This window comes from Nonomuraea sp. bgisy101 (genome assembly GCF_057708945.1).
This window is the reverse complement of sequence record NZ_JBYITD010000012.1, coordinates 230,841-245,458: the sequence shown is the minus strand read 5'-3', so window position 1 is coordinate 245,458 and position 14,618 is coordinate 230,841. Positions and strand designations below refer to the sequence as shown.

Here is a 14,618-nt window from a genome sequence, read left to right as displayed (position 1 = left end):
GCGCACAGTTGGTGCAGCTGGCGGGGCAGATCCACGAGAGCAGGCCCAAGACCGATGCCTCGATGCGCACCATCGCGCTGGACGCCGAGACGGTCGCGGCTTTGCGTGAGCACAAGCGGCGCCAGCAGGAGGAGCGGCTCGCGGTGGGGGAGGCGTGGAAGGAGACCGGTTTCGTGTTCACCCAACCGGATGGGGATCGGCTGCACCCGCAGCACGTGTCCGACCAGTTTCTGTGGCTGGCCTATCTGGCGGGGTTGCCGCCGATCCGGCTGCATGATCTATGACATGGTGCGGCGTCGTTGATGCTGGCCGCTGGTGTGGAGATCAAGGTGGTGCAAGAGACGCTGGGGCACACCTCCAGTGCTTTTACTGCTGACACCTACACGTCGGTCTTCCCTCAGGTGGCGATGGCGGCGGCGGAGAAGACCGCGGCCCTGTTGCTGGGGGACGACGAGGGCCGAGGCGTTCTGCGGCAGCTCCGCGCGTAGCACAGAGGGTGCGGCTGGCCCGGGGGAGATGACGGCTTTGTTCCGCTGGAATCGCGGCGGAACGGGGCCGTTCGTCATGTCGTGGAAGCGATGGACGGCATGATGATCATGGTGTGTACGGGGTTGGTACGGGCGAGCACGGTAGGAGCACGGATGGCCCAGAACTATGTTCTGTGCGACTGTCACGGCGCGTGTTTCCGCAGGTCAGCGCCATGATCGAAGCGCGCCCTGCAGGATTCGAACCTGCGACCGTCGGATTAGAAGTCCGGTGCCCTGCCGTGTCGAGGATTGCCGAGCATGATCGAGCAGCGCTATTCACGCTGCTCAAGCGTGTTAACCGTTGCCGAGTGTTGTCGAGAAGTGCCGAGGATTGCCGAGCATGATGGTCCGGCAATGGTCTGCCGGACCGCTCGGGCCTACTCGCTCTTCGGCCACCGCTCCTGCGGGCTCACGAAGCTCCCACGCGCTTGGATCGTGAAGATCCAGCCCTCCTCGCGCAAAACGGCGACGGCCTGGCGCACCGTCTCTCGGGCCACCCCGTGGATCTGAACCATCCTCGTCTCGGACGGAATCGGCGTCATCGGCTCCAGCGCGCCCTGGCGTATCTGCCGAATGACGATGTCCACGATCTGCCGATACTTCGGCGTCGGGTTGAATGGGTCCACCACGTCCATGATCATCAACGTAGTGGTCATGGTAGACGCCCTCGCCGTGGGCTACGTTGACCACGAGGTAGACGTGGCAGACGAGGTAGACGTATGCTCCTGATTTCCGGCCGCCGTCGAGCCCCACCGCTCGGCGGCGGCCGGGCTGCTGGAACTCCAACGGAATGCCGCTCGTAGCCATCCGAGCAGGTCCGCCAGACATCACACTCATGGCAAGGCCCATCACCTGGAGTCAGCATGCGACGAAGACCGGCCCGCCGACACCGCCGCCGAACCCTCGGCATCGCCTTAGTCGCCGGCGCCGCGGTCCTCGCCCTCTATGGCTGCACGAACTCACCGCCCCGCGCTTCCCTTCCGCCTGCCCAGGCGCAGGGAGCCGACGAGTCCGCGGCCGCGGTGGTCCCCAGCCGAGACCGGGCATGCTCGGGCCACGCCGTCCGCGCATTCCTCGGCGGCCTCGACACGCACATGCAGTACGGCAGCGCGGACCTGACCGACGAGGCGATCACCTGGTGGTCAGGCCTGGCCGGCTACAGCGCACCGCCGCCGGTGAACAAGCGCATCACCGCGGCGACCGCCGCCCTTGATGTGCTCATCGACGCGTCGACGAGCTCGGCGCGTTCGCGGGCGCTGCCTTCCGTTGTCCGGGCCGCGAAGAGCCTGGCCCGGGAGTGCGGCCTTGAAGCCGACTACGACTTCTACCAGCCGACGAAGAAGCGCGACCGCAAGACGGCCAAGACCCCCGACCAGCAGAACGACCGGCGCGAGAACGACGACTCCAACTGGCCCCGCCGCGGCAAGAAGTACCGCTGGTTCTGAGGCTCAGGCTCCGCCCTCGGCGGGCCTGCCCATCTTGCCGCTGTAGATGAAGCGGAAGCGGTCCGAGGGGACGACGATGTCAGCCGTCTCGACCGCCAGCTCGCCGCTGTAGTACGTCCGCTGGGCCGTGATCATGATGCTGCCCGCCGCGTGATCGAGGCGCTGGCACTCCTCGCTCGTACCGAGCCGCGAGCCGACTTCCTCCACCCAGTCGTCGATGGGGTAGCCGATCGACAGCATCCGCTCGGCAACCCCGCGGCCGGCGAGCATGCCGTCCTCGGGGAGCACGACGGGTGTGCCCTTGGTGAGGGCGAGCGGCTCCCAGCTCGTCGACAGCATCACGGGCTCGTCATCGGCTCTGAACAGGTAGTCCGTGCGCACCACGTCCTCGAGGTCGCCCGGCTCGCTTAGGCCCAGGCGCTCGCGTATCTCGGGTGGGGCGATGGTGGTTCGCGACTCGTAGGACCAGGCGGCGTCGTGCCCCTGCCGCTCCATATCTGCCTTGAACGGGGAGCCGTACGGCGTGGCGCGATACCAGGCCCTGATCAGGGGCTGCAGCTGCGGCCGGCCTCTGACGAACGTGCCAGACCCGGCGCGGGAGATGACGAGGCCCTCGCTCTGCAGGGCGCGAATCACTCCGTGTGCCGTGTTGGTGGCCACGCCGTATCTCCGCACGAGTTCGGGGATCGACGGGAGCCGGTCGCCGACGGCCAGCTCGCCGGAGGCGATCAGTGCGCGCAGGTCATCGGCTATGCGCTGGGAGGCTGGCCGCTCGTCATTTTCCACATGAGTAGCTTGACATCCTTTCTAGGAAGGTTGCAAGCTAGTGAAGAAGCATCCATCCTTCCTAGAAAGCTGGCGGTCAGGATGTACCGACAGTCGCTCCCCCCGACCACCGAGAGCCCGGCAGCAGCGGCCCTCTGGGCGCGCGAGATCGCGCTCCACGAGCGGCCCGAGCTCGCCGACAACGCCGAGAAGGCCATGCGCGAACTCGTCTCTCAGGCCGTACGGCGCACCGGCGCCGACCAGCTCATGCATGCCGAGATCATGATCACCCCTCGCGGCATGTCCCTGACCGTGAAGGACCCCGGCCGACCCGACCACACCGGAGGCCCCGAGTGGGCCGAGATGTCCACCCTCACCAGCACGCTCCTCACGAGAAGCGGCCCCGACGGGCACGAAGCTTGCGTTGAGCTGCACCCCTCGCTCGCGGAGACGGCATGACCGCTGCCCACGCCGAGGACTCGCCAGCGCGCGAACCTGACCCGCACTGGCGCCGGTGGCTGCTGTGGGGGATCCCCGGATACGGCGTCTGCATCGAGCCCGACTTTGCGCAGTTTCGGTCCACGATCGCTCTGGCCGAGGCCGAGAAGGGCCTCGCCTTCGAGCGGCGCGTGGCCGAGCTGGGCGAGCGAGGCCTGGCGCTGCTGGCCAAGAAGGTCGAGCAGCAGCCGAGCGACTGAGCTCCCGGCCTGCCGCCTGCGAACGGCTGCAGGCCGGGGCGCCAAACCCCGCACCCCCCATCGGGGGTGAGGTGCGGGGCCAACATAAGCCCGGCACAACCCAGTGGCCGGGCCACACATGGGCCTCTGGCTGTATGGAAGCGGCTGGAGGCCCAGCGTGCCTCAGACGTCCGGTAGCTCAACGCCGGACACGGTCCCGCCCGTCCGGGTCGGGCGGGCCCCCAGAGCCCGGCGCGACGTCTTCCCTGCGCGGTCCCACACCAACCGCCCCACGCGTCGCGCCGGACGGCCTCCCGCCAAGTGACCGGCGGGAGGCCACCCAAGCCCGCACAAAGCGGCCCTCGACCAGCGACTCCACCGCCAGCCGAGGGCCCGAACACCCCGCCAACCGATCACAGCGGAGACGGAGCAGTGAAAGAAGTACAGGACGGCGCCATGTCCGCGCCAGAGAACGCGAGTTCGATGCTGCGCGAGCCCACCGACGAAGAGCTCGTCGCGGGCATGACGCCCGCAGAGGTCCTCGCCGGCCCCGGCATCACGCAGCTGCGCCGAGAGTGGCGTCTGGCTCACGGCCGCGACCCCGACACCGGTCTGCTGCTGGTCGACGAGGAGGACGCGGCCGCCGCACCGGATCACCCCGCCGAGGCCGATCCGGGGCCCGCCGGGCAGCCTCCCGCCAAGACGCCGAATGAGCCGAAGCAGCGCCGCATCAACGAGTGGTGGGATCGGCACCAGGCCGCGCGCGCCAAGCGTCGCATGCCCCACCCGGTCGCTCCGGATCGGTCTGGTTGGGCGATCCTGGGTGTGATCGCTCTGGCCATCCTCGTCCTCTTGATCGTGGCCGTCGGCCTCAGTGTCAGCCTCGGCCCGCTGCGTGACACCGCGCTCGTCGTCCACATTGACCCGACCGCCGCGAACCTGTGGTGGATCGGCGTGGACGGACTGGTCGTGGTGGCCATCATCGCCGCCGTCGTCCTCCGTCACGATCCCTGGGCACGCTTCTACGCGCTCGGGGTGGTGGCGTTCTTCACTGGCGCCTCGGGTCTCCTGCAGTACCTTCACGGCCTCGGCTTGACGGCTCCTGATCGCCTCTCGGGGGGTGATCCGCAGTTGCCGAAGGCCGTCGTGGCGTTGGTCGCGGCGCTCGTTATCGGAACGATCTTCTGTGCCACCCACCTCCTGGTGTACGTGCTGCGTCACCTCTTCCCGCGCGCCCTTGCTGACCAGGCACGATCCTCGGCGGATGGCTCCATCGAGGCACCCGCCGAGGCGCTGAAGAAGATCAACAGAGATTCGGACTCGGGGGACGGGCCGCCCGAAGACGGGCGATCCGAGACGACCGAACAGCCGCTGCTCGACCCCGAGACCGACCGGGAAATCCGTAAGTGGTTCGCCGCCTGCGCCATCCATCTGATCATCGAAGCGGGCGGCAAGCCAAGCCGCGCCAAGATCGCCGGATCATTCGGAATCGCCGATCGGCAAGCGGGCTACGTGATCTCCGACGTGATCGCCGATCGTGAGGAAGCCGCCGAGCACGAGCGCGAGCAGGCCGCGCTGAGGGAGCGCCTCAAGCAGATGCCCGAGGACGCGCTCCTGACCGACGGGGCGCTCGCGCGGATCAACGGATCAGGCTCCACAGGCCGATCCGAGAAGGGTCACGGTGCGCCATGAACTGGCTCATGGGCACCTGGCTCGCCCTGTTCGGAGCCATCGCCGCGCTCGTCTGGGCCAAGGTCACCAAGTGGTACGAGCTCCTTCTACTCGGGAGCTTCGGCCTCATGACCGGCGCCCTCGCCGCCGGCGCCCGCTCGTGGAAAGGCGTCAGCTTCAGCACCCTGTGGGAGGCGTTCTTCTCATGAGTCTCTCGAACTTCACCCCGTTCCTCATGCGCTGGTGGGCCTTCCGACCCACGTGGATCGGCGTCCTCGCCCTCTTCGCCGGCATCCTCTTCCTCGGCATCTTCACCGACATGCCCGCGCCAGCCTGCTGCGCCATCATCTGTGGCGCCTACCTGCTCGGTTCCGCCCTCCTGGCTGCCGTCGAGGCCTACGCGGACGCGTGCGGCATCCCCGACGATCAGGCGCCCGACGACGAACCGCAGCTCTCCGACGAGCCCGAAGCTGCGGCTACACCCGCCATCCATGTGGACGACTCGGAGCCGCCCACCCGGGCCCCTGCCTACGCCCTCGACGACGAGCTGGAGCCCGGCCGGTACGTGCGGCTCACACCCCGAGACGACGGTGAGGTCGAGACATGACCGGTCTTGAGCTGGTCATAGTCGCTGTTGCCGGGGCGGGCCTCGTAGTCGTGACGAAGAAGGCCAGCGGGCCGAGCCCACGCAAGAGCCGCCGGGTCCGGGGATCTAAGCGGGCCTGGCTGGTCGGGATGTACAACAGCACCGGCGCTACCCCCCTTAAATCGACCGATGTGCGAGGGGCAAGCGCCGAGCTCGCTGGACGGGGCACCGGGCGCGCGCTGCGGGCCATCCGCCGTGGCAGCCAGGCTGCGAACGAGCGTATGGCCGCTCGCCATGAAGTCCGGCGTGACAGGTGGGTGGTCCGGTGGGCTGAGCGGCAGGCCATGCGCCCCACTGAGAACGTGATCGACCGGTGGCGAGCCACCAAAGGCCAGGTCGACGAGCGCCGCCTGATGCGGCGGGGCGTGGCCCGTGCTCGCCTCGTATTCGGCCTGCCCACCCAGCCGTCCGCACCGGCCCCAGCATCTTCGCCCGCCTCGAACCCCCGTCCCGAGCAGGTCGCCCCGGCACCCCCCGCCGCCGCTGCTCAGCCCGCCCGTTCACCTCGCGCAACTCCATCTGGAGGCACCACCATGACTGCACCCACCGAGATCAGTCAGCAGGCCGCCCCCGGCGCCGCCGCGCCTGAGGACTGGCGCGTGCTCGCCGACCGCGTCGCAAACTTCACGCCCGAGGACGACACCGCCCTCGTCGCGTTCATGCGGGGCGAGACCGCCGGCGTCGTGGCCTACGCCGACGCGCTGGAGCAGGCGCGCGAGAACTGCGTCAACGACGTCGGGTTGGACCCGTCCGCCGTTCAGGGCCTGACGACCAGTTCGGAGCACGTCTCGGAGGTGTCCGAGCGGCTGGCCGAGGCGCTGAAGGAGTTCCTGACCGTGTACAGCGAGGTGCTGGAGCTGCGCTCCAACGGCGTCACCCTGCCCTTCGACGGCCGCTGGTTCACCGGCGAGAGCGCCTGACGGATCAGCACGCACGCACAGAAAGGCCCGTCGTGGATCTCGACACCGAACCGACCATTACACCTGAGGCCGAGCAGCGGCGGCGTGGGCTGCTCGGCCGCGCGGTCGGCTGGGTACAGCGTGACCACCTGCGCCGCGGACCCGTCCCCGTCATGGCCGGCGCCTACGCCCTGGCCGCCGTCGCCCACCACTTCCAGGCGCCCGCGCTCTGGGGCCTGCCGCTGACCGTGGTGGCCACGATCGGCATGGGCGCCCGCGAGATGAGCCTGCCCGGCCGGCGCCGCCCAGGACGAGCCGCGTTCGCCACCGCGGTGAGCGGGCTGTGGCTGACGGGCGCGACCGCATGGGGTGTCACCGCGGGAGTCGAGGGCGTACCGGGCCTGATGAGCATGCTCGGCGCGGCCACGGCCGGATTGACCTACTGGGCGTACCGCAGGGATCCGGAGATCGCGGCGGCGATTGCGTGGGAGAACGCCTGCGTGGACTGGCACCGCCGCGCCCCGCTGTACGGCCTGGCCGGATCGCACCTGGTCGCCTGGCGCGAGACCCGGCTCGGCGAGCAGTTCGAGCTCAACACGGTCGGCACCGGCCGCCGCGCCTCGGCGCTGGCCTCCCGCGACCTTGAGGAGCGCATCGCCGAGCACGAGATGCTGAAGACCTCGCGGGTCAAGGTGCGCGTCGGCGGCATCGCAGGGCGGCTGCTGGTCAACATCCGCTACAAGGACCCTTGGGCGCACCCGCTCCCGCACCCGCTGCTCGACCTCACCCCCGAGATCGTGTTTCCACAGGTCGCGGACGTGCGCGAGCCCTGCATCATCGGCATGGACCCCGAGACCGGCCGCCCGCTTCAGATCGTCCTGTGGGACGAGGACGGCGCCAAGCGCATCGTCATCGTGGCACTGCCCGGCTCGGGCAAGACCGTCATCCTCAACTGCGTCTACGAGCGCACCACCGCGGCCGACAACGCGTTCCCGATCGGCCTCAACGTCTCCAAGGCCAAGGAACTGCGTCGGTGGCGGCGTGCCCTTGGAGCGTCGGCGTGCGGCCCCAACGAACGGATCAAGGCCCTGCGTCTCCTCCAGTTCGCCCGCCACGTCATCGACTACCGCGGCTCCCTTGACGACGCCGAGGAAGCCACCGTCGAGCCAACCCGCGAGGTGCCGCTCGTGCCGATCATCCTCGACGAGATGGACGAGCTGCTCGCCAAGGGCGACCCCATCGGGCAGGCCACCCGCACCGAGTTCGCCTATGTCATGAGCAAGGGCCGCTCGGAGGGCGTGCCCGTCATCATGGCCGGCACCCGCGGCACCGCCGCCTACACCGGCGGCGGCAACTCCCGCACCATGGTCGACCAAGTCGTGCTCGGCAGGGTCAACCGCAAGTCCGAGATGCAGCACGCCGCCGGCGAGTACGGGCTCAGCCTGCCGAACATGGCCGACTACGGAGAAGGCCACGCCGGAGTCGTCCTGATCGCCGACATCGGCGGCCAATGGTCGACCGGCCGCGGCTGGAAGCTCGACAAGCTGTCCGACATCGACCAGCTGGCCGCGCGGCGCAGACCGGCCGAGCTGGAGCCCGGCCTGATGGCCTACATCGTCGAGCAGATGGGGGCCGACGTCGTGGCCGAGCTGCTGTCCATCGAGCCGCCCACCTCCCTGCTGGCCAAGAACCCGAAGCCCGCCAAGCGCAGCGCGGCGCCGACACCCCTGGAGAGCAGCATGCCCGAAGACGTCGCCGCCGGCCGGGCCGCCGAGGCCCGCGACCGCGCCCGTGCGACCCTCGCCCAGACCGGCAGCCTCGACACCAGCCTGACGGCAGGTGAGCGGCGCGCGGTCGCCATCGAGCGGCGCCGCCAGGCCGCCGAGCAGACCGTCATCGCGCCCGAGCTGCGCAGGGTCATCCTGCGCATGGTCGCCCGGCCCGAGGGGGCCTCGACCCGCGACATTGAGCGGGCGATGGAGACCGAGCTCGGGCACGAGCGCGGCCTGTCGAAGAGCGGCGCGTGGCGGTGCCTGGACCGGCTGCGGTTCGAGGGGATCGTCGAGCTGCGCGGCAAGGGCCGGGGCGCGAGCTGGCACCTGATCGCGCCCGCGCCGCCCGCCTCGCTGCCATCGGACACGGTCTCCGCGCTGACTACGGAGGAGCTGATCGAGCAGGCCGAGGAGCAGGCGGAAGACGACGCGATCGACACCGCCGACGAACACGAAGAGTGACCGTAATTGTCCCAGCAGCCCCTCTCGGGAAATGTCCCACAGCCCCTCCCCCGGGGGCCATATACGGGGATCGGCTGGGACATTGACACGTTTCTACCCGTCGCCGACCACCATCACAATCCGTCACCGATTGGAGGTGCGCACACGTGAGCTGGTGGACTGCCCAAGCCGAGGTACTGGCGGACACGACCGACCTCGGCGCCGACGCCGCGATGATGTGTGGCCGAGGACGAGCGACCGGCCTGGACCCGGTCAGCATCCGGTCCCTGATCGGCGCCACCCTCGCGCTCGGCGTCTGCCCCCTCCGAGGCGAGGGCTGGACGCCGTACCGCACTGACCGCGACCTCGTCGAGGATCTCGTCGAGCTGTCGGTCGCTGTCAACGACTACGGCCGTCGCGTCGAGCAGCTCGTGAGGCGCGTCGCCGCTCGCCGCTTCACTCTGATCCGCTACCTGAGCGAGAGCGAGGAGGACCATCCGCAGCGTCCGGAGTGGCGCAGGGAGCTCGTCGACTGCAACACCGCGCTGGCAGTCCTCCGCCCGCTCCCGCGGCGGCTCGCGGTCGTCAGCGCCAAGCTCACTGCCTGCCCTGTCCAGCTCGGCGAGACGTACGCCGCGGTGTACGCGCTCGTCGCCGCCGGCCGGGTCATGCCGTACCGCGGCCGCTGGCTGACGGGGGAGGAGGTCCCGTGCGCACCGACCTGATGGACTCCCTCGCCCACGCCGCCGCCCGAGACGACTGGATGTCGTGGGGATTGTGCAGCGAGACCGACCCAGACGCGTTCTTCCCACCCGAGCAGGCAGGCCCGAACTGGTGGGCGGCCGCGGCCGCGGTGTGCGAGGACTGCCCCGTCCGAGATGAGTGCCGCGACTACGCCCAGGAGCACGCGATCGAGTGGGGCGTCTGGGGCGGCACCACCTATCACGATCGGCGCCTCGACTCCGAGCTCGCCGCGTAACCCATGGAGGAGATCATGAACACCCGTCACGTCATCGCCGCCGCAGCGCTCTTGCTGGCGGCTACCGGCTGCGGGGTCGCCGTCGCGGAGACCACGCCCCTGCGCGCGCCAGCAGGCCCCGATGGGCTCGTCATCGCTCACGAGCCAGGCGCGATCATTGTCGTGCCGTGGCGGCGCGGTCGGGCCGAGCGGGTCCTAGTGTCCGAGCAGCAGGCCCGCGCCTGTGCCGTCGGGGACCTCTACAAGGTCTGTCTGGAGGCGAGGGGGTGATCCGTATGCGCAGCACCGAGCAGGAGTTCGGCACCACCACCGGATGACGTATCGCCCCCGCCAGTGGCGGGGGCGGACGCATGTTCGGCGGCGCCCCCGCAGCTTCCCCTCGACGAGAGCACCGCTATGTCCAGAATATTGCGATATGTCCGGTTCGCGTATGCTCGCATCATGCCCGTCTGGGAGGGGCCGGGAGGCTATGAGATCGAGCCGATCAAGCTCAACGGACGCTCCCGACTGCGCATCTCAAGGCGCGCCCCCACGGGCGTCCTCTTCTTCGTGGCCTACGTCGCCGAGGTGGATGAGCTCAGGCGTTTCGTGGACCTGGCCGACCTCGTCGAGGTGGTGGATATCCGGGCAAGGCGCCGTTCGTGTAAACGATCAACGGCTCAGCGCTGATCCTGGGGACATGGACGACGACGAATTGCCCAGCGGCGTCACCCGCCAGGAGTGGACCGACCTGGAGCCAGAGGATCGGCTGCTGCTTGCTCTTGGCTCCGACCGTGAGCAGACGCCCGAGGAACGCACAGAGGCGGCGCGGCAGGCCATTGAGGCATACCGCGAGTGGCTGACAGGGGAGCAGGACACCGCCGAGTGACACTGTTCTCCCTCTCTGCTGAGGAGGAATCGCTACCGTGACCCCCATGTTTCAGATGCGTCCGGCAGGTGTTGAGGACCGGCCGGAGATCGAGACCCTCATACGAGCCCGCGCCTCGTGGATGCGCGAACGAGCACTGCCCGGTTGGGAGGGCTGGCACGGCAAGGCGGCCGAGCTGGCAGCGCAGGCCGGTGACCCTGCCTTCCCCGTCTGGGCCATGACCGATGGCGGGCGCGTGGTCGGGGTGACCAGCCTCTACGAGCAGAGCTCCCCGCTGCTGTGGCCGGACGAGGCCGAGTGCGCCGAGTCGTCCCTGTTCCTGGCCACCACGATCACCGACCCAGCCTTGAGCGGCCAGCGGCCCGGGAGCCTCATCGCCTGGTGGGCACTGCACCAGGCCGCCGCCCAGGGCCGCACGTGGGTACGGCGCGGCACCGGCCCCTACCCGGGCTTGGTCGCCTACTACCGCGACGTGCAGGGCTGGACAGTCGTGCGCACCGTCGAGCACCAGGGCGTGACCGCCTACGCCCTCCAGCGGCGCGCCGAGCCGCAACCACACCTGGCCGAGCTCGGCCTCGCGCTCAGCTGAACGCCGCCGCCGCCTGCTCGACCGCGAGCACCTCGAACAGGTCGCCGTCATCCTCCTGATAGCCGCCGGCCTCGATCCGGTCCAGTGTGGCCGCGAGCCCGGCCGGGTCGAGGTATCCCTCGTCGAGCAGGATGCCGCCCTGAGCGAGCATCAGCCGTAGCCACGGCACCGCGTGCACGATGATCGCGGCCTGCATGACGTCGCGGAAGTTCTCCGAGATCGCTGGCCGTACCACCTCGGGCGCGAACCCCTTCCGCTGGAGACGAGCGCGAGCCAGGCGCTTGCCCTGGCGCCACTCGACCGGCAGCCACTCCCCGAACCGGATCAACGCCGGATCGGCCAGCACGTGAAAGGGCCAGCAGCCCGCGCGGAGCATGGCCGGCGCCCGGTACCCGAACGCCAACAAGGTCATCTCGTTTACCAGCGTGACGGGCGGCAGATCGTCGTCGGCCGCCGCGAGGGCCTCCACCGTGCTGCTCGACAGCCACGGGTGGAGCGGACGGTCATGGCCGATCGGCTGCTGGGCCCGCTCGGCGGCCGACAGCGCGAGCATCTCGTCCCCGCCCGTCCCGGTCCACACCGTCGCCGGGCGGCCAGGTCTGGCGGCGTGGAGCATGGCGGTGATGGCCTCGCTGTACGGGTCCTCGTACGGGCTGCACGTGGCGCCGGTCGCCCTGGCTCCCGCTGGGTGCAGCGGCGGCAGCGCCGGCACAGCGACGTCGCGGGCGAACCGTCCGGCGGTGAGCGCGGTACGGCGGGCGCGCTGCTGGTCGCCGACCTCACCTGGGATGAGCACCCCGGCGGCCGTCAGCGCCCGCGGGTGACGGGCCGACAGGGACAGCGCGACCTGGGCCGAGTCGGCGCCACCGGACACCTCCACCACCGCGGCGTCGACGTCGTAGACACGGCGGCCGATCGCCTCGGCGAGCAGCTCCTCGAACGCGCCGATCGGGTCCGCGCCCGGCTGCAACTGGCGGGGCGCGTAATGCTCGGCGTCGACCGGCAGGGCCAGGTGCAGCCTGCCGTCGCGGAGGCTGGCGACGGATCGCTCGGTGAGGCGGACGACATCGGCCACCGCGGTGTCCGGGGTGTAGCGCAGCCACAGCGCGAGCAGCCGGGCCACCTCGACCTCATGCAGCCGCCCGCTGGGCGCGTACTCCGCCAGATCGGAGAAGTCCCACGAGGCGTGCAGGACGCCGCCGCGGCTCACGGTCGCATACAGCGGTACGGCCGGGCAGGCGCTCGTGCTGATGGACACCTCGCCGGCCGGGGTGGTCGACACGGCGACGGCGGGGCGATCCCAGCTCGTCACCGCGCCGTCGGGGACGGTGGTGCGGCGCTCCCGCACGGTGATCGTCGCTCCCAGACAGGTCACATCTAGGCGGTGCTCGACGGCGGGTTGGTGGATCGGAGTGATGGACGAGCGGCCGGCGACGTAGCTGGTGCCGTCCCATCTCCAGGGGCTTGCCAGGTCGGCGGGGTTGAGACGCAGGGTGAGCACGGGGGACACCTCCGGGGGTAGGGACGCGGCGGCCCCACCCGCGGCGTGGTGCGGGTGGGGCCGTGGTGGACGTGATCAGGTGATGATCTCGTCCTTCTGTCGGGCGGTGTCGCTGGACCCAGACTGCTTCTTGTAGCTGTAGCGCTCGACGAGCGACTGCCGCGTGGTGCGCGGGCTGTCCTGGAAGACGTCGGTCATCTGATCCATGCCGATCTCCGTTCTGTGAGTGGGGACGGTGAGATGGGGGTGCGGTGTCCTGGTCAGCCGGTGTGCGCCGGGCAGGGCTTCCTGACCGGCTTGCCGGTCTTGGGGTCTACGTCGGTGATGTAGCCCGAGCCGTCGCAGGTCTTGCACTTAGCCATCGTCGGCACCTCCTGGTTGGGGGTAGTGCGCTGAGCGTGCGCGGCGAGCTGGTTGCGGGGGTATTGGTAGATGCAGGTCCGGCAGGTTGCGGGCAACTCGCAACTTCACCGAGTGAGCTGACGCGTGTACGGTCAGTGCGTGGACGCCAGACGCCGCACGGAGATCGCTGAACAGCAGCGCCTCAGAGCCCAGAAGGCCCACTGGAGCCCCTGGCAGCTCGCCCGGTCGATCCACGACCTCGCCGAAACGCCCACCCTCCTCATGGCCTGGAGGCTGGCCACCGGCCACACCCAAGACGAGGTGTGCGCCGGGATCCGAGGTCTGGCCCTCGACGACGGCCAGAGCTGCGGGCTGGGCTGCCCGCAGCTATCGCGATGGGAGTCCGGCAAGGAGCGGCCCGGCTCGTTCTACCGGCGGCTTCTGTCCCGCTGGTACCGAGCGAGTGTGGACCGGCTCGGCCTCGGCAACGATTCTGGATGTACACCACCCGCCGAGGAGGATCCTGTGGATCGACGTCGTTTCCTGTCCCTCGCCGCCGCAGCCCCGCTGCTCGCCCAGCTCGACGAGATCCGCACCGGCATCGACACCCATCTTGGCGTCATGCCGACCCCGGCCGACATCGAGCACTGGCGTGATGTCGTCGTCGGCCACGTCGGCGCCTACGGCCAGGTCGCCCCCAGCGAGCTGCTCGCCCGCCTGACCCCGGACATGGCCGCGCTCGCTGGCCTGTGCCAGCGCCACCCGCACCAGCGGGACCTCCACGTCGCGGCCGCCCGCCTCGCTGGCCTGGTGGGCGCCATCTACACCGATCTCGACCAGGACCGCGACGCACGCGACTGGCTGCACACCGCCGCCCAGCTGGCCGAGGTGTCCGGCGAGCTGGAGACGCGCTGCTGGATCGTGATGGCCCAGGCCATGACCGCGCTGTACTCGCCGCACGTCGGTCACGTCCTCACCATCGCCAGCCGGGCGCCCGACGCCGTACGGCAGGCCGGGCCCGCGGCCGCGCAGCTGGCCGGGTTGACGGCACGCGCGCACGCCAGGCTCGGCCACGCGGCCGAGGCGCGGCAGGCGCTCGACCAAGCACACCACCTGTCGACCAAGCTCACCGGAGCGCAGCAGAGCGAGACGTTCTTCGGCTTCCCCGCCCGGGAGCTGGCCATGTACACCAGCCAGGTCCTCACCGACATCCGCTCGGGCGAGGCGTGGGACGCGCAACAGCGAGCGCTGGACGCCTATCCCGCCGGCGACGTGATGGACCGGCCGCTGATCCTGTTCGACCGCGCCCGCCTTCTCATCGCCCAGGGCGAGGCTCGTCAGGGCGCCCAGGTCGCGGGCGATGCGGTGACGTGCCTTGACCCGGCGATGAGGGTTCCTCTGCTGATGAGCCGCGCCGCCCAGGTGGGGACGCTGCTGGCGCAGGCTGACGCGGGTATCGCCGCCGACTACCGCGAGCGGATCGCCGCCTAGCGGTC

Annotated in this window: 21 protein-coding genes; 17 read left to right on the top strand and 4 right to left on the bottom strand. The window is 70.1% G+C overall.

All coding sequences use genetic code 11. From position 1 onward, the window contains the following. Positions 1–8: 8 nt before the first annotated feature. Together AC3EO4_RS24275 and AC3EO4_RS24270 are read left to right on the top strand one after the other, a co-directional pair. Positions 9–284, top strand: a complete 276-nt coding sequence (locus AC3EO4_RS24275; RefSeq protein WP_431897985.1) for a hypothetical protein — start codon at positions 9–11, stop codon at positions 282–284. Positions 285–299: 15 nt separating this feature from the next. Beyond that, complete coding sequence (locus AC3EO4_RS24270) at positions 300–488, top strand: hypothetical protein (RefSeq protein WP_431897983.1); 189 nt, start codon at positions 300–302, stop codon at positions 486–488. A 416-nt stretch (positions 489–904) separates the two neighbouring features. Here the strand turns inward: AC3EO4_RS24270 and AC3EO4_RS24265 are convergent, their stop codons facing one another. After that, positions 905–1,162 carry a GntR family transcriptional regulator gene (locus AC3EO4_RS24265; protein WP_431897982.1) on the bottom strand — a complete coding sequence of 86 codons (258 nt, stop codon included), beginning with the start codon at positions 1,160–1,162 and terminating at the stop codon, positions 905–907. 228 nt (positions 1,163–1,390) lie between these two features. On the opposite strand from AC3EO4_RS24265, the gene AC3EO4_RS24260 reads away from it, so the two are divergent. Beyond that, a complete protein-coding gene (locus AC3EO4_RS24260; RefSeq protein WP_431897980.1) occupies positions 1,391–1,972 on the top strand; it encodes a hypothetical protein in 582 nt (193 codons plus the stop codon). 3 nt (positions 1,973–1,975) lie between these two features. Here AC3EO4_RS24260 and AC3EO4_RS24255 read toward each other — a convergent pair whose 3' ends face one another. Beyond that, entirely contained in the window at positions 1,976–2,758 is a 783-nt protein-coding gene (locus tag AC3EO4_RS24255; protein WP_431897978.1) for a GntR family transcriptional regulator, read from the bottom strand. 81 nt (positions 2,759–2,839) lie between these two features. Between AC3EO4_RS24255 and AC3EO4_RS24250 the strand changes: the two genes are divergently transcribed. From AC3EO4_RS24250 to AC3EO4_RS24190, 13 genes are all read left to right on the top strand, one after another. Beyond that, on the top strand, positions 2,840–3,196 hold the full coding sequence (locus AC3EO4_RS24250) for an ATP-binding protein (RefSeq protein ID WP_431897976.1): 357 nt from the start codon (positions 2,840–2,842) through the stop codon (positions 3,194–3,196). Then, the gene (locus AC3EO4_RS24245; protein ID WP_431897975.1) at positions 3,193–3,435 is read left to right on the top strand and encodes a hypothetical protein; all 243 of its coding nucleotides are present in this window, start codon (positions 3,193–3,195) and stop codon (positions 3,433–3,435) included. The genes AC3EO4_RS24250 and AC3EO4_RS24245 overlap by 4 nt, the downstream gene beginning before the upstream one ends. Before the next feature lie 411 nt (positions 3,436–3,846). Further along, positions 3,847–5,106 (top strand): hypothetical protein, encoded by a 1,260-nt coding sequence (locus AC3EO4_RS24240; protein ID WP_431897973.1) that lies wholly within the window; start codon positions 3,847–3,849, stop codon positions 5,104–5,106. Next, the gene (locus AC3EO4_RS24235) at positions 5,103–5,294 is read left to right on the top strand and encodes a hypothetical protein (protein WP_431897971.1); all 192 of its coding nucleotides are present in this window, start codon (positions 5,103–5,105) and stop codon (positions 5,292–5,294) included. The genes AC3EO4_RS24240 and AC3EO4_RS24235 overlap by 4 nt, the downstream gene beginning before the upstream one ends. Then, a complete protein-coding gene (locus AC3EO4_RS24230; RefSeq protein WP_431897970.1) occupies positions 5,291–5,692 on the top strand; it encodes a hypothetical protein in 402 nt (133 codons plus the stop codon). The genes AC3EO4_RS24235 and AC3EO4_RS24230 overlap by 4 nt, the downstream gene beginning before the upstream one ends. 572 nt (positions 5,693–6,264) lie before the next feature. After that, positions 6,265–6,651 carry a hypothetical protein gene (locus AC3EO4_RS24225; protein WP_431897968.1) on the top strand — a complete coding sequence of 129 codons (387 nt, stop codon included), beginning with the start codon at positions 6,265–6,267 and terminating at the stop codon, positions 6,649–6,651. A 32-nt stretch (positions 6,652–6,683) separates the two neighbouring features. Further along, positions 6,684–8,864, top strand: coding sequence for a P-loop NTPase family protein (locus tag AC3EO4_RS24220; protein WP_431897965.1), 2,181 nt, complete (start codon positions 6,684–6,686; stop codon positions 8,862–8,864). 146 nt (positions 8,865–9,010) lie between these two features. Beyond that, positions 9,011–9,568, top strand: coding sequence for a hypothetical protein (locus AC3EO4_RS24215; protein ID WP_431897963.1), 558 nt, complete (start codon positions 9,011–9,013; stop codon positions 9,566–9,568). After that, positions 9,553–9,822, top strand: a complete 270-nt coding sequence (locus tag AC3EO4_RS24210) for a WhiB family transcriptional regulator (RefSeq protein ID WP_431897962.1) — start codon at positions 9,553–9,555, stop codon at positions 9,820–9,822. Before AC3EO4_RS24215 ends, AC3EO4_RS24210 begins: the two co-directional genes overlap by 16 nt. 15 nt (positions 9,823–9,837) lie before the next feature. Next, complete coding sequence (locus tag AC3EO4_RS24205; protein WP_431897961.1) at positions 9,838–10,092, top strand: hypothetical protein; 255 nt, start codon at positions 9,838–9,840, stop codon at positions 10,090–10,092. Positions 10,093–10,263: 171 nt separating this feature from the next. Continuing rightward, on the top strand, positions 10,264–10,491 hold the full coding sequence (locus AC3EO4_RS24200; protein WP_431897959.1) for a transposase: 228 nt from the start codon (positions 10,264–10,266) through the stop codon (positions 10,489–10,491). Positions 10,492–10,501: 10 nt separating this feature from the next. Next, positions 10,502–10,690: a hypothetical protein gene (locus AC3EO4_RS24195; protein WP_431897958.1), complete on the top strand. Its 189-nt coding sequence runs from the start codon at positions 10,502–10,504 to the stop codon at positions 10,688–10,690. 46 nt (positions 10,691–10,736) lie between these two features. Then, positions 10,737–11,279, top strand: a complete 543-nt coding sequence (locus AC3EO4_RS24190; RefSeq protein WP_431897956.1) for a hypothetical protein — start codon at positions 10,737–10,739, stop codon at positions 11,277–11,279. On the opposite strand, the gene AC3EO4_RS24185 is transcribed toward AC3EO4_RS24190, so the two are convergent. Continuing rightward, the gene (locus AC3EO4_RS24185; RefSeq protein WP_431897954.1) at positions 11,272–12,780 is read right to left on the bottom strand and encodes a hypothetical protein; all 1,509 of its coding nucleotides are present in this window, start codon (positions 12,778–12,780) and stop codon (positions 11,272–11,274) included. The genes AC3EO4_RS24190 and AC3EO4_RS24185 overlap by 8 nt on opposite strands. 75 nt (positions 12,781–12,855) lie before the next feature. Beyond that, entirely contained in the window at positions 12,856–12,987 is a 132-nt protein-coding gene (locus AC3EO4_RS24180) for a hypothetical protein (protein ID WP_431897952.1), read from the bottom strand. A 294-nt stretch (positions 12,988–13,281) separates the two neighbouring features. On the opposite strand from AC3EO4_RS24180, the gene AC3EO4_RS24175 reads away from it, so the two are divergent. Then, complete coding sequence (locus AC3EO4_RS24175; RefSeq protein ID WP_431897950.1) at positions 13,282–14,613, top strand: NsdA family TPR-like regulatory protein; 1,332 nt, start codon at positions 13,282–13,284, stop codon at positions 14,611–14,613. Positions 14,614–14,618: the final 5 nt, after the last annotated feature.